Raw genomic sequence first — 17,092 nt, 5'->3', positions numbered from 1 at the left:
TTAAAGTTATTCTATCCAATAATTTCTAAGTCTCGTCATCTGGCTATTCGGCGCAGACATTTTCATTTCTTTCATCCCTAATTCTTTATTCTATTTTTAGAAGCCAGTTTTTTTGAGGGGAGTTTGCTGAAGAATTTGGTTGCAGTATTTATGTACATGTCTCCAAACCGGAGACATGTACGGGAATTATTTAATTGTCAGCCTGCCTCGCCATCCTCGGTATGAGGAATCCCATAATCACACCTATGGCAATGACGAGCAGAATAATATAAAGAAAGATTAATTTGTTATCTTGTTCAGCGGGAGTTTGATCCTCCGCCTTCAAAAAGCTTTCCTGTTTAGAATCGGAAAAAAGCTGAAGCTGGTCTGCTTTTGCGGTGATGGTATTATTAGCGGTTTCACCGCCATCAAAAAGCTGCTCCTTCACTTCCTTTAAAGGATCCAGGTTCTTTTTTGTAAAAGTAAGATCCTTTTGTTCTTCGGGGATCTCTTTCTTATTTTCATAGAGCGATTTTTCATGCAAGTAATCGGTGTTCTCTTTGAATTCCTTTTTTTCATAGGTATTCGGAGTTAAGTTATTAAAGTCAGGGGTCGCCCCGGCGGATTGGCCAGCTATCAGCCAAAACGCCGGGATCAACGCCAGGACTTGAAGGTATTTATTAAGCTTCATAAGCCTGATCCTCATCCCTCTTTGTACGCAGGTCTTTTATCGACCGGACTGCAAATGGAATGATGGCAAGGAAGGCTATGATGCCAAGCAGTATGAGAATAGCCGGAACAAACAGTGATTGCGAATCATACTGGATGGACATATATACCTTGGACATTGGATCTTCATAGTTAATATTTGGTGCTGTAAGAGCCAGGAACGGACTAATGAAGAAGGCAATGAGACCAACACTCAAAATCCATCCTGCCAGATTGCCAATCTTGAACCCTGCCAGCACAATGGCTGAAGCTGCAGTCAGCAGCAATATGGTAAATATCGTCCACTCAATAGCCCGATCCTGTTCCATTGAGTAAATATTAAGGCCGAATATGCTGATTATCAGACCAACAATAAGATTCAGCAGCACAAACATGGAAGCATGGACAAGCATCGGCGCATTTTTGAAATAATGGCTGAAGTATCCGATCATTAAGCTGCTGAGCAGGACAATGGCCAATACAACAACAGGCGGCAGCTTGCTTTCCTCTTTCTTTGCAGCTGTTTCTCCGCTGATTTGAAGCGGATTGGATAATTGCTCGTATACCGGGCCATTCTTTTGGCCATTCACATAGGTATTACCAAGAAGATTGTAAATATCATCCCGGAACATCTGAGTCGTCTCTACGTTCGAGCCCCACTTGGAATTCAGTGTATCTGCATCCTGCTGGACACTCTGCACCTTTTGCTCAAGCTCGTTTGTATATGACACGATATTGCTCTGGTTTTCTCCGATGGAACCAACAAGATCATTAATCATCAGCATTCTTTGACTGATTCCTTCCTGTTTAACCATGACGGAAGAACCGTCGATGCCATCGACAGGCATTGAAGTATTGGATGATGATAACAACTGAATATTATCCATGACAGCCATTGCACTTTCCTGCAGTGCAGATAAGTCTGATGTAATAGCAGTCTGCTGCTCTTCAATTTTCTGACTATACTCGTCAAAGAATGCAGTAAACTGATTATCCAAACCTGTAAGCTGTTCCTCTGAATTAGGGATGGAAGTATTCAATTGATCCCAAACCATTTGTTCATCCTCGCCCACTTTTACAATTGGGTTCAATTTTTCAATAAATGTTTGAAGTTTCTCAGGATTATAGTTAATGGAAGACTCTATCGTGCCTTCAAATCTTCCGAGAGCAGAATAATATTCCATCATTTTTGATGGGATTGCATAGATAATTGGCTGGTTAAACACTTCTGTTAACTTCGCTTTGCTGGAACTATCCAGATTCAATTCGAGAATTTTATTTTCTTTCTGATCGATTAAGCCGATTAAAGATGCAAAGTTACTTGAATTACTCAGCTGCTCAATCAAATTTTTGTTTTCTGCAACAAGCTTATTATAGTCTTCAACCAATTTCCCATTCTGAGCAGTTAAGGTTTCATTGGCAGCCCTTAGCTCATCCACCACTTTCTGCAGAGGATTTTCTGCTGAGTCATTCGCAGAAAGCTTTTGTTCCACATTAAGCAAACGCTGAGACAGCTTCGGCAGGCTTGCAGCAGCAGCGGCTGCTTGCTCCGGAGTTCCTTCAATGGTTTCTAGTGAAGACTTTATTGCGTTCATTTCACTGGCAATGGACTGTAATTCTGCCCGCTCAGCTTCAAGGCCGGGAACTGAAGGAATAGCTGTATCCGTATTTGTATTAGCAGCCTGTTTTTCTGTATAGCTTTTGTTTGAAGCTGCTGATGCTGTTCCTGGATTACCGGCAGAAGTGCCTTTTGACAACTCCTGCTTCAAGGAAGCTATGTTTGACTCAACCTGGCTAAGGGTCTCTCTCTCTTGGTTCATAAGATAATTGATTAATTCTTCTCTCTGCCGATCCACTTGTGCAGTACGGATATTCGAGAGGCTGCTGAACGTCTCACTGTTTTCCTTAAGCTGAGCTTCCACTGAATCAATAGTATTCGAGAGCTGCTCGCCGCCCTCATTCAGCGCGGTTAGCGATTCAGCGTACTGTGGATCATGTTTTCCAGTCAGTGCTTGGATATTTAGTACATTTTCATCCTGCAGTTTTTGGAGTGTCTCCTGCTGAACATCCTGATATTCCCGGTACTGCTCTACATATTGAACAAAACCAGCAAGATTTTCTTCAAATTGGGTAAGATTGCTTTCACCCTCTGAAGTAGTTTCCGCAGTAGTCTTCACTGTCGACTGAATGCTCTCCAGCATATTGCGCTGCTGTTCGATTTCCGCTGCCAGGTTCTTGGAACTGGGCTTATAGAAAGCGAGCATGGCATTCTGGAAGTCTATTTCTTTTTGTAAAATGGTATCGAACTGGGATTTCACATTTTCAAGGTCCTGGGATACATAGGTCCAATACAAGGTTGAAATCTTTCCATTAACACGGTTGGTGGCAGTCTGGATCTCACGCAGAACCTTTTCCCGGTTCAGTGAGTTCAGCTGGTTCTGTACCGTATATTCAAAGTTTGCTTTTTCAGGCTGCTGGCTTTCATAGGACATGATGTTCTTTGAAAAGTTTGAAGGAATATAAACAACTGCGTCATACTTGGTATTTCTCAAGCCATTCTCTGCAGCACTTCTGCCGATGACGGTCCACTCATACTGTGAGCCGTCCTGGAGAATCGATGTAATTTCCTCTCCAAAATCAAGTGACTTCTCTTCCTTGTCAGCGCCTGTATCTTCATTAACAACAGCTATGGTTCTTGTGGCATTCTCCCTGACTAGCAGAGGATTATCGCCAATGGAGCCAAAAAAGATGGCTGGCGCGGCGATAATCAGAAGCATCACCAAAACCATTTTCACGATGTATTTTGTTTTGGCTGTCATGCTAAGACCTTCCTTTCCGTGGCACATAAAGGAATTTGAATTTTTAATTCCTTTCCATTTATAACGTAATAACCATATCCCGGCTGGATCTCTGCCTCTTTCCGGTCGTATGGAAGGGTAAACAGCGTCTGCTCTGATTTTTTCATCAGAACGATCGCCTGGCGGATCTGTTTAATTTCTGCTGTTAAGGAATCGTATCCTTTTGTCAATTCATTATTGCTGCCTGTAACGATGACACTGAAGCCGAGATGGCTGCCGTTTTTCATCAGCCTTGCCATTCTTTCCTGCAGGCTGTTATCCAATGTCTGCGCAAAACGGGAGTATCCATCCACAGCCAGTACGATTGGCGAAAACTCTATATCAGTCTTGCCATGCTGGATTGCGTTAAGATAATCTTTTTCCCTGACGGATAATTGTTCTTCCACCTGTGCTGCCCAATCGCTGATCTGTTCCTTTGTCTCGATATAAACCGACTTTTCCTCACTGGCATAGGATGACAATCCTCTGTCAAAGGAATCGAAAATACCGACGGACTCTGCACCCTGAACAAGCATGTGATTGATCATGAGCTTAAGAACATTTGTCTTTCCTTTTTGGGCCTGCCCCAGGATGATGCAATGTTTCGTTTTATTGAAGTTCGCATAAACAGGTTTTACAGATTCCTCATCAAGGCCAACAGGCACAAGTCCCGGCTGAGTCACTCCTGTAGTGTAGCGGGTAAAGTTAATCGTATTAAGCTCTGCCGGAAGCATCGGCACCTCTTCAGGCTGCCTGCAGTCCTTGTATTTCTCTTTCAGCTCCAGGATGTCTTCCCGGATAGCTTCTATAATCTCAAAATCATCCTTGCCATCTGCCGGCAGGAATACCTGTGAGAAATACGCCTCTTCCATTTTAATTATGGCTCTTCCCGGAATAGGTTCAGGTGCGAACGGAACTCTTCCCAGTACGGAGTATGCCTCGCTGCTGTCCATCAAATAATGGACTACCTTCGTTTTGAGATTGTTCATAAGCGACTGTCTGATCGAATTGATGCGTGTCGCAGCAAAAATCATATAAATGCCTAGTGACTGTCCATCTCTGGCAATCTGATTGATTTGCGTTTCAAGCTCCTGCATCTCTTCTTTTACTAAATCAAAGTTATCAAATGTGATATATACAAGCGGCAGTTTTTCGCTGCTCATCGAATTGTACATCTTAATTCCGCTGACTTCCTGCTGCTGAAACAATAGCTTCCTGCGGGCAATTTCATCCTTGATCAGATTCATGAACTTTTCAATCTTGCGTTCTTCATCCATCAGGAAGAAGTCGGCCGTATGCGGCAGCTGTCTTAGCGGAAGAAGTGAGCCATTGCCAAAATCAAAAATATAATAATGAGCTTCTTCAGGAGTCCGCTTTTCGGCAATGCTAAGAAGCATTGTCATAATCGTATGGGATTTTCCATAACCGGAGGATCCAAATACCCCCACATTACCATCCTCTATGATCTGATAGCTCAATGGATACTGGCTCTGCTTCTCAGGCTCATCCACCATCCCTATATGAATCTCATGATTCTCTTCAGCGCGGTGGAGCTTCCTGCTTAAACGCCCTTCAAGAGGCGGAAGCCACGGACTTCTAAGCTTTTTAATGCCCATCGAAGACTGTGTTGCTTCAATTTCCTCCACCACTGCTTCAATTTCTGTTTTTCCGCCTTTTTTCTTTCCTTGGCGGGAATTAACATCCGATAATGGCACAAGCCCCAGGTCGGTTACGATTGCAATTTCATCCTCTGTCTCGGAGGTGTCGTCCAAATAAGGCGCCCCGCTCCATGCAGATTGGAAGAGTTCATAGACTTCATTATTGCCGACTTGCAGGTAGCCGCGTCCGGTTACGGTAATAGCTGCTGCATCTCCGTTTTTGATGATCTCCCGGCTGTCATCTGTGTCCTGAACCTTTAAAGCTACCCGGAAACGGGCATTGCTCCAGATCTGTTCATCTATGACACCGCCTGGCTTTTGGGTTGCCAGAATTAAATGCACCCCCAGGCTTCGCCCAATTCGTGCAGCACTGACAAGCTCCCTGATGAATTCCGGCTCTTCGCTTTTCAGCTCTGCAAACTCATCGGAGATTAAAAACAAATGCGGAAGCGGTTCCTTTGCCATCTTGTTTTTATAAAGGTCTGTGTAATCATTGATGTGATTCACCTGGTATTGATCAAAAAGCCTCTGCCGTCTTTTCAATTCACTTTTGATTGAGGCAAGCGCTCTTGAACTGAAGTTTTTGCTCCCTTCGATATTCGTAATCGTTCCAAGAAGATGCGGCATGTTCTTAAACGGCTGGGCCATTCCTCCGCCTTTGTAGTCAATCAGCAGGAATGCGACTTCATGGGGATGGAAGTGAACAGCAAGTGAAAGAATATAGGTCTGCAGGAATTCACTCTTACCCGATCCGGTTGTCCCAGCGAGCAGTCCGTGCGGGCCGTGCGCCTTTTCATGAAGGTTCAAAAGCGAAAGATCTTCCTTTCCCTTTAATCCAATTGGTACTGCCAATGATCTGGAAGACTCTTTTGTTAGCCAATTCTGCTTGATTGGAAGTTTTCCCACTTCCTTTACTTTCATCATTTCCAGGAACGAAACGCTATTAGGAATGGAATTGGTCATTCCAACCTGATGATCAAGCGTTCTTAACAGACGGGAAAATTCCTCATTTCCCTTCTTCTGATGAGCATCAAGCCTAAATGGGATGCTCACGGCTCTTTTGTCCTGAATCAGAATGTCTCCTTCTTCCTGATTGACATACCTGACAAGTGTTTGAATATTATCATGCAGGCTTTCCTTTGAATCGGCAGCAAAAATAACGGAGATCCCCATATTGGAGTGGTCGCCCTCCAAATATTCCAGAATCACATGATCTGCAATCAGCTGCTGATTGGCAATGATAAACACCAGATGCGGAGAATACACCTGCTTTTCCTTATTTTCATCCAAATCCCTTTCCCGCAGGATTTCATAAATGGAAGATAACAGCTGATCCCTCGTTTGTTCGCTATATATCAGCCCTTTTGCATGTGCATGCGGCATCTGGAAATGCGGAAGCCATTTCAGCCATTCCCATTTCTTATATTCCTTTTCATTAAAAATAAATACAAACCGCACATCATGGTAGCTGTGGAAAAACGCCAGCTGTCCAATGATCTGGTGTATCTCATTCTTAACAACTGACTCTTTTCCGATCAGCCCGATTGGCCCCTTTGCAAGGTCAGCCACCACAGGCACATTTCTAACTTCTTTATAAACTTTTTCCATCTGCTGTGACTGTTCAAGCAGGTCATCAATTTCACGATTGGCCATATCCCCTGAGCTGACCTTAACTTCATAGCTCGCAGGCACATTGCCTGTTCCAAGCCTGAACTGCAGAAAATCAAAACTCTCAAGGGGCCTCTCCCAAATCCGGTCGGATATATGGCCCGTGAAATATTTCATTTTCTCAAAAGAAGGAAAGTGGAATTCCAGAACATGCTTCTGCTTGTCAGACAGTGCCTGCAGCTCTTTCCGCTTCTCTTCCAGGTAGGCAGTATACACGCGATGTCTGCGCTCTTTCCGCTTCTTTTGATTGCTCTTATCCTTAAAGTATTGAACGGTAGATGTGACTAACGTGGTCATGAACATGACCATTGAAATGATAATAAATATTCCTCTTGGCTGAATCAACGCCACTATGCCCATCACAATCAGCATAATCAGCGGCGGCATAATGATCATCCATAACCCCCGATTGGAATCATCAGGCTCCTGTGACGGAAAGGATAGAGAAACCTTTTCATCCGGCATCTCATAAATCATTCTTGGCGTTCTGCGATAGAGCGGATATTTCTTTGCCATCTCTGATTGCGGCCTGATGGTAATCGGAAGCTTAGATTCATAGCTTTCAATGCTGTCAACCTGGAAGAGGTCCTCTTCCAGTATTCGAATAGACATAAATGGGAAGAATAGCACATCTCCGATTTCAAGGGAAATTCTCTCTTCGGCTCTTTTTCCGTTTACATAAAGCTGTCCTGACTGTGGTTCTGCCCGCCAGCCGTTATCTGTCTTAATGAGTTCGAAGGAATGGCCGGCATCTATTAAAATGCCGTTCTTTTTATAAATCGCTGCATCTGGATTCTCAGAGGAAAATTTTATTTCCTTTTGAAAGCCAGAAAAGTAGGTCTGGCTATTCATATTTTCAGAGGTTACGATTATCGTCAGGGTCTTCCCATCATCATTTAGCTGGAAGGGTTCCCCGTCATTTAGCTTTCCGAGAACTGACTCATTTTGCCTTACTTCATAGATGCTGTCGTGCCTTTCTATTGACACAGTCCCTTTTGTGAAAGGGAAATCCCTTATTGTCACCAGCTGTTCCAGCTTTGGGCCGATGGTGATCTTGCCGCTTTTCTCAAATGGCATAGACAGCTGCTGGCAGTAATCGCTGTAAAACAACCATAACTGTTCCATCTCTCCACCTCCTGCCTATCTTAATTTGGTTTTGTCTTTGCTGCCTCTTCCTTCTTTTCGGCTGGCTTTTCAGCAGAAGTTTCAGCTGCCTTTGAATCTGCAGGCTTTTGCTCTTCTGCAGCATTTTGTTCAGACTCCTCTTTTACAGCCTGTTCATTGGCCTTGTTGTTCTCCTGCTCTTCCTGCAGCCTTTGTTCCTCTTCTTCCTGAGCTTTCTGATCCTCTATATATTCATCAATTTCAGCTTGGATTTCGTCAATTTTCTGCTGTTTTTCATCGGATTCAAGGCTACCATCTGCTTTGACAACTTCACGGTATTTTAGCAATGCAAATAGGATTAAGTCTCTATCTTCAAGATCCCGGGAGATATCGAGAGCTTCCTTGGCATCTCCCCTTCCAATATGAATCCAATAATGATAGTAAAGAGGATCCGTCTGCAGGGTGATGGTATTCTGAACATTCTCTTTCTGGTCTTCTGTCAATGCTTCATTTATTATGTAAGACTGGGCAAGTTCGTATTGCACCACTCGCGGCATCTGATCAATATCATAATTGGATAACTCAGAAACAACTTCACTATATTGGCTTTTCAAGAAGTGTTCCTGGCTATTAATAAATGCTGCCTGTTTAGGCTGTGTAAAGATCAGGGAATATAGACTGAAAGCAAGGAAAGGCAATAAAGCAATCAGCAGTCCCCAAGCAGAATACCGTGTGGCTTTCCATTTTTTCTGCGGAACCTTAACGTATTCCTTATCTTTCTTTTCAAGCATTTCAATATTTGTCCGGATGACTTCTGACAATTCATTATCATCCTTGGCTTTGATCACACTCGCCGCTGCAGGCGACAGTTCAATGGTTTCATGGAGTCTAAGATAGTCGCGGAAGGAATGCTTTCCATCTACAGCAGCTGCAATGGTTGCTTTCAATTCCATCCAGAGTTTTTCCTGATTAGCTTCATAAGGCGGAAGGCTTTCTTTTACACCATAATGAAGCAAATGCGGCGACAGGCTTTCATCAGCCACTATATTTTCCGGACAAACAATAGGATGCAGCCTGGAATACGGATGACTTTTCACAAGCTTGAGGAGTTGTGAAGAGAAGATCCATCTGCTTCTTTGGTCTTTCTTTTTTAATTTGGAAAAGGTTAAATAATTTGAGGGAATTTGCAGGACGAGGCGCAGTTCATCCTCTGTTAAATGGACATCCCTTTTTATAGCTGAATCCATTGCTTTGAGCAATTCCAATTCCGCAGCAGCATCAGCTTTTATTTTCTCTCTTTGAAAAAGAATGGTAAGGGATTGATGATCTGTTTCGACAACCGCTTCAAGCTGCTCTTCAAGGTAGGTTTGACTCTTTTCTGACATTTTTTAATGCTCCTTTATAAAATTTCGAAACGGTCCCCAGTGGTAATCCCCTTTTCTGCCAGCTTATCGTTTCCTGACAGAATTATTTGCTTGTTAGAAATTCTGACCCAATAGCCTTCCCGGGGCGGCTGAGGAATTGACTTAGCTTGCCAAACAATATCTACTACTTTTTTAACAGAGTGATAGTTAGATAGACGGAGATCAAAAGGTTCAACTTCATAATTTTTCAGATCGATTGTTAATTCTATGTACATTTTCAACACCCCATAAAAAAAGAGCGCTTTTCATCTGATGAATGTAGCGCTCCTTCTCCACTTATTGATTCAGATGAAATTAACCGCGGATTTGTCCAGCAATCTGGTTATCAGCATCTTCAAGAGCTCTTGCAGTATTATTAAGCTGAACAGAGATATCCTCTAATAATTGCTGCATTTGAACAAATGAAGGTCTTAAAGATTGGTATTGTTCAGCAAACGCTCTGCTTGCTTCCCCTTCCCATGCACCTTCCAGTTCACGAATCATATTATCCAAACGGACAATCTGATCCCCAACCTGGCTGCTTTCTCCATTATAACGGTTAGACATGCCTACTAATTCTGCTGGTGTAACGCGAATAACTCCTGACATTCAAATCTCTCCTTTTCAATAGGTTACTATTATTGTAAAAATACACAATTAAAAGGTCAATTACTTACTTGCAAAAAATAACAAAACAGTTATTTATACCCACTAATACCCAATTTTGTGATAATCAAACCAAAATTGGTATTTTTTTCATAGATTTTTTCTATTTTTTTGTTATTCACTCATTTTTAAATTCAAAATTTCTACCTTTTTATTACTATCATGGCAGTCAAGACTCGTCAAATCGCTTTTGCAGCCGTGTCGAATTATGTCTGTGGTTTTATTCCTATTAATCTATAAACCCCCAATTGTATTTCATAGGCGAAATTACCCTGTTGTTTATATTTAAATTAAACTTTGTTGAGCCCTTTTTTTTTCTAAAATCATCCTTCCGGCTTGCGTAGTTCTTTTGGATCATTTTCAAGAAAAAATTTCCGGTTTCTTTTAAGCAAAAAAAAGATACAGCTGAATCGCTGTATCTCTTAACTAGCTATTTACTCCCCAACCACCTTAGCATCTTTCAGCATGTCCTCTGTCAACGTAACTCCCTGTTCCTCAGCTGCTTTTTTGTTAATCACCAGCTCAAGACTTTCCGGGTAGCCAACAGGAATCTCTCCAGGATTTTTGCCTTCAAGGATATCAACAGCCATTTGGCCAGTAGAGTATCCAAGATCATGATACTCAAAACCATAGGAAGCAAATCCGCCCCGTTTAACCGAATCGCTTTCTCCAACAAATGCTGGAATGTCTTTTTCATTCGCTACGTTCAGCACAGATTCAAGGGCAGATACAACTGTATTATCCTTAGGAATATAAAACACATCAGCACGGCCCACTAAGGATTCTGCAGCCTGCTTTACCTCTGAGCTTGTTGAAATAGTGGTTTCAACCGCTTCAAGGCCTGCCGCCTCGATGGCTTCTTTCGCATGCTTTACATTAACAACTGAGTTTGGTTCCCCGTCATTGTAGATGATTCCGACCTTTTTGGCATCCGGAACAAATGTTTTAATGGAGTCAATTGTATTTTTGATGGCATCCGGATGTGTATCAGATGTACCCGATGCATTCCCGCCTGGCTTTTCCATGCTTTCCACAAGCTCAGCTCCCACAGGATCGGTGATGGCTGTAAAAAGGATCGGAATATCCTTCGTGGATTGCACAACGGATTGTGCACTCGCAGTAGCAATCGCGAGGATCAAATCATTCTTGTCCGCAACCAGGTTCTGGGCGATGGACATATTATTGTTCATATCCCCCTGGGCGTTCTGGAAGTCGATTTTTAGATTTTTTCCTTCTTCATAGCCTGCATCTTTCAGTGCGGCAATAAATCCCTCTCTCGCAGAATCCAATGATGGATGCTCAACTATTTGCGTGATACCGATTTTTACGGTTTTCTTTTCTGACCCTTCCCCGCTGGTTTCCTCATTTCCTGAGCCACAGGCAGCCAGCATTAATAAAGCGCTGCTTGCTAGGACGGCTAACATCTTCTTCATCACAAATTCCCCCCGACAATTATGTAGTTATTAAAATTTTTATAATATTTTGATATTAACACGTTTAATAAGTACGTAACAATAGCTAATCCCACTTTTGTTAGATAAATTGACAATAGCAGTTTTAGAGGGCTCTATTTGCGAAAGACTATAATAAAAAATAGGGAGGGATAGGAGTGGAATTCGATTGGATCTGGAACTCAATCCTTGTCGTTATCGGGGGCACGCTGTTATTAAGAATCGCAGGCCGAAAGTCTATTTCACAGATGACGTTAGCTCAGGTAGTAATCATGATTGGCATTGGTTCATTATTAATTGAACCGGTTTCAGGGGAAAGCATTTGGACTACTCTTGCTGTAGGACTCATCCTTGTCCTTACCTTAATTATCATGGAATATGCACAAATGAAATCAGACAAATTCGAGAGGTTTATCACTGGGCAATCCAAAATTATTATAGAAGATGGAAAATTAAATGAACAGAATCTGAGAAAACTCCGGTTTACAGTCGACCAGCTTGAAATGAAGCTGCGTCAGCATAATGTTGCAGTTATCAGCGATGTAAGGTGGGCAACCCTGGAGCCAAACGGACAAGTGGGCTATGAATTAAAAGAAGAAGCCCAGCCTGTAACGAAAAAGGAATTCCTTCAGCTGCAGGCTGATGTCCAGCAGCTGATTCATTTACTCGAACCTGCTTTTGCCAAGGGCTTCTCTGTCCATATGGTTCCCGAAAACGAAGAAGATATTTTTACAGAAGTGGCAGAAGAAACGACTGATAGTGTACCAGATCATCTGCAGTAAGAATGAAGCTGATTCCCATTGGGAATCAGCTTCTATTGACTCTATTAACGAATTGGCACTCTGTTAGGAATTTCATTATATTCATCCGGATTCAAATCATACACACTGCCATCTGCCACCCCATTGATAATCCCCATGACACCTGTTTCTACTGTCTTAACCAGCTGACCTTTCATCTTTTGTCCATAGTTATGCGTCTGCCCTTTTACCTCAAATAGGACAACCCCGCTTCCATTCAAGGCAAAGGAGCCCAGGGCAGTACCCGGCAAGTCTAAGTCCTGGTCATATAAAGAAATATTGGTAAACACTGAATTTCCTTTTTCCTGAAGTGCATCATAAAGAGCAACGTTTAACTGGCGTGAGAAATCAAAGCGATAATTCTCCGCATATTGGCTATATTTTGCACCCTCCGCGGAATTTGGATCCGGAACAAAGTCTGCTGAAATGGACATTGTTACATCTTCATCTGTTCCTTCAATCTTATAGAAATTTTGGTGATGAAGATCTAAAAAGACTTCAACATTACCAAATTCCTCTTGAAGACTCTTATAAACATCCCGGACTGTTTGTGATTCAGGCGTAATATACCAGCCTGGAGTGCTTGAATTTCCAGGGAAGTCCTCCGCCTTCGGAATATAGTTCAAGTCAGGGTTAAAGTCACGGTTTACATCGAATCCTGGTGCTGCAGAATAGTCATCCCCCTGAAGGCTGCGTGTGTAATAATTCCAGGTGGGCTGTGCATTATGTAATTGAGGAAATTGTTCCTGAACCTCTTCCCAGGTCATTACATTGCCGCGCCTGTCCAATTCGGAACCATCGGCATTCATCATCGGGATTGCGACAATCGTTAATTCTTCTCTAATCCTTTTCGCATCTGCTGATTGACTTGATCCTAAATATTGAAGAATATTCAGCAATGCGACAGTACCGGTCTTTTCATTGCCATGAATTTCGCTCTGTACTAGTACCACCTTATCTCCATGGCCCACTCGTGCTGTAAAGATATCTCTCCCCTCATTCGTTTTTCCCGCAGATTCAACCTGAACCAGGCCGTTCGATGATTTTTCAATTTGGCTTAACTTTTTCTTTAATTCTTCATAATCTACAAAACCATTAATTGATACATTTTCTTCTGTTACAGGCTTTGCGCCTTCAGCAAAGCTTACTTGAGGTACAAGAATCGAAGCTGCCAGTGCTGCTGAACTAAGTACTTTCCATAATGACTTTTTCTTCATGTTTAAGCCTCCCCTGATCTATTAATTCGATATCCGAATTATTTCTATCATGCCTTTTCAGCAGGAGGATGTAAATCTGCTAAAAGAATTAATATTCCGAATAATAAATATCCTACATTTTCCTTATTTGATAAGACTTTCATCATACTAAAAAGGACTGCAAAATAATCACAGTCCTTTTCGAATCAGTCAATTAATCCTTCTTCTTTCAGGAAATCAACCGCCACATCTTCATATTGCTCTTTATCAATATCTACTCTTGCATTGAGTTCCTGCATTTTTTCATTATCAATTTTTCCCGCAAGCATCTTCAATGCTTCTTCAATTTCAGGATGTTCTTTCAGCGTATCAGCCCTGATAACTGGGGTTGCATAATAAGGCGGGAAGAATCCTTTATCATCCTCGAGTACCTGCAGGTTGAATGCCGGTATGCGGCCATCAGTGGAAAAAGCATCAATGACATCCACTTCTCCATTTTTGATGGCACTGTACATAATGCCAGAGTCCATGGCCTGTGTTTCGCCAAATTCAAACCCGTAAGTATTGACAAGACCCGGATATCCATCGGGGCGCTCAAGAAATTCCGGCTCTGAACCAAGAGACAGCTCAGATGATTTCTTGCCTAAATCTGAGATTGTTTTAACACCCCAGTTTTCAGCATCTTCTTTACGAATGGTCAGAGTATACGTGTTATTAAACCCAAATGGTTCAAGCCAGACCAAATCATAATCATCCTTAAAGCGCTCTTTTACAATGTCATACACCTTGTCAGGATCGCTGATCATTTCTTCTTTTAGAATGCTCAGCAAGGCCGTTCCCGTATATTCCATATACAAATCATAATTTCCGTTATTAACTCCTTCAAATGCAGGTGCAGTACCGCCTAGGAAGGACTCATATTTCACATTAAGATCAGTATGCTCCTCAATCAGATGGCCCATGATGTAAACCATGATTTCCTGCTCTGTGAAGTTTTTGCCGGTAATAGTAATCGTATCTTTGCCGCCAGACTTCTCACCCAGCTGGGCAGCAAAAGCAGAAAGAGGGAGAATTAGAATTAATGCGGTCACCACCCACTTTCTCCAGCGGCTCACAGTTTGATTTGTTTTCTGCCCTTGTTTAAGCCCTTGCGGAGTCACGTCAGTCTCCAGCAGCTTCAATAAATAATCAAAAATAATCGCCAGCAGCGCAGATGGGATCGCCCCTGCGAGGATCAGGCCCGTATTATAGGTCTGCAGCCCGCGGAAGATTAGATCTCCCAGACCGCCAGCCCCAATGAGGCCCGCAATCGTAGCAACACCGATAATTAATACAGTCGCCGTACGAATTCCGCCCATGATGACACTGAGGGACAGTGGGAGCTCCACCATCCAAAGGACCTGGCGATTCGTCATTCCCATTCCAACCCCTGCATTGATGGCAGACTTTTCAACACCAGTAATACCTAAATATGTATTTCGAAGAATGGGCAATAAGCCATAAACGGTTAAAGCAATAATGGCAGGAACTTGTCCTGTTCCGATGAATGGCACGAGAAATACAAGTAGTGCGAGACTTGGAATCGTCTGAAAAACTCCTGCAATCCCAATAATTGAATCCGCAATTTTTCGATGCCTCGTTAAATAAATGCCCAAAGGAACAGATATTAAAATGGCAATGGCAATCGAAATAAGCGAAAGATACATATGCTCTAAGATTAAGTTCCATATTGTTGGCCATCGGTTTACAAAAACGTCAGCCGTGCTGCTGATTAAGTTAAGAATCATCAACACCCCCTATCCTGATTACTCGATGATTTCGTCAGCCATATATTCTACTAGACTTGATCGGGTCACAATACCCAAAAGCTTTTTGTGTTCATCCATGACCGGAACAAAGCCATATACAGATTCGTTCACCAGCTGAAAGGCTTTTTCCGCAGGATCATTTTGCTGAAGTGTCACAACGTTTGAATCCATAATGTCTTTAAGCATCAATTCTTCGTCCTTGTAATTTTTCTGGACATCCCAGACAGTTGCGATTCCCTGAAAAACATATTGATTATCCACAACCACAAGACTGTTAACCCGTTTGCTTCGCATCATCTTCAGGGATTCAGCCAGCCTGCGGTTCCCGCCGGCTGTTACAGCCGGAACCATTAATTTGGTTAGCTTAGGTAATGAGATATTATCATTTTCCTGCAGCCGGTCTTCTCCAATAAAACTCCGGACGAATTCGTTGGCCGGCCTGCGGATGATGTTTTCAGGCGTATCCAGCTGCACGACTTCTCCGTCCTTCATGATACAGATGCGGTCAGCGATTTTAAGCGCCTCATCCATGTCATGGGTTACAAATACAATCGTTTTTTGGATGTCCAGCTGAAGACGGACTAATTCATCCTGAAGCTGCTCCCGGCTGATTGGATCCAGCGCACTGAACGGTTCATCCATTAAAATGATCTTCGGCTCTGCTGCCAGTGCCCTGATAACACCGATCCTCTGCTGCTGCCCGCCGCTCAGCTCTGAAGGATAGCGGTTACCAAAGACCTCCGGATCCAGCCCTACCATATGCATCAGCTCATCCACTTTATCTATGTATTCTTCCTTCTTCCATTTCATCAGCCTTGGAACAAGAGAAACATTTTCTTTTATCGTCATATGCGGCAGCAGCCCTATTTGCTGGATCACATAACCGATCGTCCGGCGGAGCTTGACTGGATCTTCTTTTGAAATATCTTTTCCTTCAATAGTGATTGTGCCTTTTGTCGGCTCAATAAGACGGTTGATCATCCTCATTGTTGTGGTTTTTCCAGATCCGCTGGGTCCAATCAGAACCAGCAGTTCTCCTTCTTCCACTTTAAAGGTAATATCCTTAAGAGCATGAAACCCATCCTGGAAGATTTTGTTAACTTCTTTAAACTCAATCAACTTTTCAGCACCTCCTATACAGCATATAATATATAAATTATGGAACACCCTGTCCGCAGACACGTTTTTCAGGATAACATAGGCTGCTTAAGCATGCAAAAATCGATAAATTAGTTATCCCACTATAATTCCATAATATTCATATTTAACCTTAATCTTCTTTCTTCAAACCAAAAAGGTTCTTCACCTTTAAAGAAAAACTCTTTATTAATTACTATCTTTAATTAATGTGGAGATTTATGCTGCCTTAAGCCTTTTTCTCTGCAATATGACTCTGGTGCTTTCAGGCATGAAAAAAGGGAAGCATTTCTTAAAGAGCTCCCCCTGATAGCTATTAATAAGGATATCCAAATCCCGGTCCACAGCAAGGCCGCGGGTAATAATAAGGCGGCGGCGGTGGAGGATACCAATAATATGGACGCGGGTAGAATAAGGCGGTGCCCAATAGACCTCCTGCTAACCCGCCTAAAAAGGGCAGACCAAAGAATCCAAAAAAACGCTGATCCTGCGGCTGGTAAGGACCTCTGTAAGGGTACATCCGTTCATACCTCCATTTCCTATATATATATGCCTATATTATTGTATATGCGTGGAAACGGGTTTGGCTTGGGCAAATTCACTACATTTGGCGGGGGAAAGTTAGGGGCATATTAAAAGAAAAACCTTCAAAGGCATTTAGCCAATCAAGGTGTCCG

12 protein-coding genes are annotated in these 17,092 nt (G+C 42.6%); 1 reads left to right on the top strand and 11 read right to left on the bottom strand.

Features of this window, described 5'->3' with window-relative positions; all coding sequences use genetic code 11:
- Nucleotides 1-190 precede the first annotated feature (190 nt).
- From essA to ACXAD1_RS00135, 7 genes are all read right to left on the bottom strand, one after another.
- Complete coding sequence (essA, locus tag ACXAD1_RS00165) at nt 191-670, bottom strand: type VII secretion protein EssA (RefSeq protein WP_370224341.1); 480 nt, start codon at nt 668-670, stop codon at nt 191-193.
- Complete coding sequence (gene esaA, locus ACXAD1_RS00160) at nt 660-3,506, bottom strand: type VII secretion protein EsaA (RefSeq protein WP_474909148.1); 2,847 nt, start codon at nt 3,504-3,506, stop codon at nt 660-662. The genes essA and esaA overlap by 11 nt, the downstream gene beginning before the upstream one ends.
- On the bottom strand, nt 3,503-7,975 hold the full coding sequence (gene essC / locus ACXAD1_RS00155) for a type VII secretion protein EssC (RefSeq protein WP_474909147.1): 4,473 nt from the start codon (nt 7,973-7,975) through the stop codon (nt 3,503-3,505). Before essC ends, esaA begins: the two co-directional genes overlap by 4 nt.
- Nucleotides 7,976-7,995: 20 nt before the next feature.
- Nucleotides 7,996-9,339 (bottom strand): type VII secretion protein EssB, encoded by a 1,344-nt coding sequence (essB, locus tag ACXAD1_RS00150; protein ID WP_474909146.1) that lies wholly within the window; start codon nt 9,337-9,339, stop codon nt 7,996-7,998.
- A 14-nt stretch (nt 9,340-9,353) separates the two neighbouring features.
- The gene (gene yukD / locus ACXAD1_RS00145) at nt 9,354-9,593 is read right to left on the bottom strand and encodes an ESX secretion system protein YukD (RefSeq protein ID WP_474909145.1); all 240 of its coding nucleotides are present in this window, start codon (nt 9,591-9,593) and stop codon (nt 9,354-9,356) included.
- Nucleotides 9,594-9,672: 79 nt separating this feature from the next.
- Nucleotides 9,673-9,966 (bottom strand): WXG100 family type VII secretion target, encoded by a 294-nt coding sequence (locus ACXAD1_RS00140; RefSeq protein WP_009336200.1) that lies wholly within the window; start codon nt 9,964-9,966, stop codon nt 9,673-9,675.
- A 491-nt stretch (nt 9,967-10,457) separates the two neighbouring features.
- Complete coding sequence (locus ACXAD1_RS00135) at nt 10,458-11,456, bottom strand: ABC transporter substrate-binding protein (protein WP_474909144.1); 999 nt, start codon at nt 11,454-11,456, stop codon at nt 10,458-10,460.
- A 176-nt stretch (nt 11,457-11,632) separates the two neighbouring features.
- Between ACXAD1_RS00135 and ACXAD1_RS00130 the strand changes: the two genes are divergently transcribed.
- Nucleotides 11,633-12,256: a DUF421 domain-containing protein gene (locus ACXAD1_RS00130; RefSeq protein ID WP_370224332.1), complete on the top strand. Its 624-nt coding sequence runs from the start codon at nt 11,633-11,635 to the stop codon at nt 12,254-12,256.
- A 44-nt stretch (nt 12,257-12,300) separates the two neighbouring features.
- Here the strand turns inward: ACXAD1_RS00130 and ACXAD1_RS00125 are convergent, their stop codons facing one another.
- The 4 genes from ACXAD1_RS00125 to ACXAD1_RS00110 form a co-directional block, all read right to left on the bottom strand.
- Nucleotides 12,301-13,491 carry a M14 family zinc carboxypeptidase gene (locus ACXAD1_RS00125; protein ID WP_474909143.1) on the bottom strand — a complete coding sequence of 397 codons (1,191 nt, stop codon included), beginning with the start codon at nt 13,489-13,491 and terminating at the stop codon, nt 12,301-12,303.
- A 185-nt stretch (nt 13,492-13,676) separates the two neighbouring features.
- Nucleotides 13,677-15,257 carry a glycine betaine ABC transporter substrate-binding protein gene (locus tag ACXAD1_RS00120; protein WP_370224330.1) on the bottom strand — a complete coding sequence of 527 codons (1,581 nt, stop codon included), beginning with the start codon at nt 15,255-15,257 and terminating at the stop codon, nt 13,677-13,679.
- 18 nt (nt 15,258-15,275) lie between these two features.
- Nucleotides 15,276-16,397: an ABC transporter ATP-binding protein gene (locus tag ACXAD1_RS00115; protein ID WP_474909142.1), complete on the bottom strand. Its 1,122-nt coding sequence runs from the start codon at nt 16,395-16,397 to the stop codon at nt 15,276-15,278.
- A 334-nt stretch (nt 16,398-16,731) separates the two neighbouring features.
- On the bottom strand, nt 16,732-16,935 hold the full coding sequence (locus tag ACXAD1_RS00110) for a hypothetical protein (protein ID WP_370224327.1): 204 nt from the start codon (nt 16,933-16,935) through the stop codon (nt 16,732-16,734).
- Nucleotides 16,936-17,092 lie beyond the last annotated feature (157 nt).

The organism is Cytobacillus sp. ABV4_503 (genome assembly GCF_056158445.1).
Note: the sequence above shows the minus strand (reverse complement) of the source record. Positions and strands in the feature narration are given on the sequence as shown.

Coding starts and splice junctions, on each gene's coding strand:
- essB (WP_474909146.1), bottom strand. CDS start 9,339: ATGTCAGAAAAGAGTCAAACCTACCTTGAAGAGCAGCTTGAAGCGGTT.
- ACXAD1_RS00125 (WP_474909143.1), bottom strand. CDS start 13,491: ATGAAGAAAAAGTCATTATGGAAAGTACTTAGTTCAGCAGCACTGGCA.
- ACXAD1_RS00140 (WP_009336200.1), bottom strand. CDS start 9,966: ATGTCAGGAGTTATTCGCGTTACACCAGCAGAATTAGTAGGCATGTCT.
- esaA (WP_474909148.1), bottom strand. CDS start 3,506: ATGACAGCCAAAACAAAATACATCGTGAAAATGGTTTTGGTGATGCTT.
- ACXAD1_RS00135 (WP_474909144.1), bottom strand. CDS start 11,456: ATGAAGAAGATGTTAGCCGTCCTAGCAAGCAGCGCTTTATTAATGCTG.
- ACXAD1_RS00110 (WP_370224327.1), bottom strand. CDS start 16,935: ATGTACCCTTACAGAGGTCCTTACCAGCCGCAGGATCAGCGTTTTTTT.
- ACXAD1_RS00120 (WP_370224330.1), bottom strand. CDS start 15,257: ATGATTCTTAACTTAATCAGCAGCACGGCTGACGTTTTTGTAAACCGA.
- yukD (WP_474909145.1), bottom strand. CDS start 9,593: ATGTACATAGAATTAACAATCGATCTGAAAAATTATGAAGTTGAACCT.
- essC (WP_474909147.1), bottom strand. CDS start 7,975: ATGGAACAGTTATGGTTGTTTTACAGCGATTACTGCCAGCAGCTGTCT.
- essA (WP_370224341.1), bottom strand. CDS start 670: ATGAAGCTTAATAAATACCTTCAAGTCCTGGCGTTGATCCCGGCGTTT.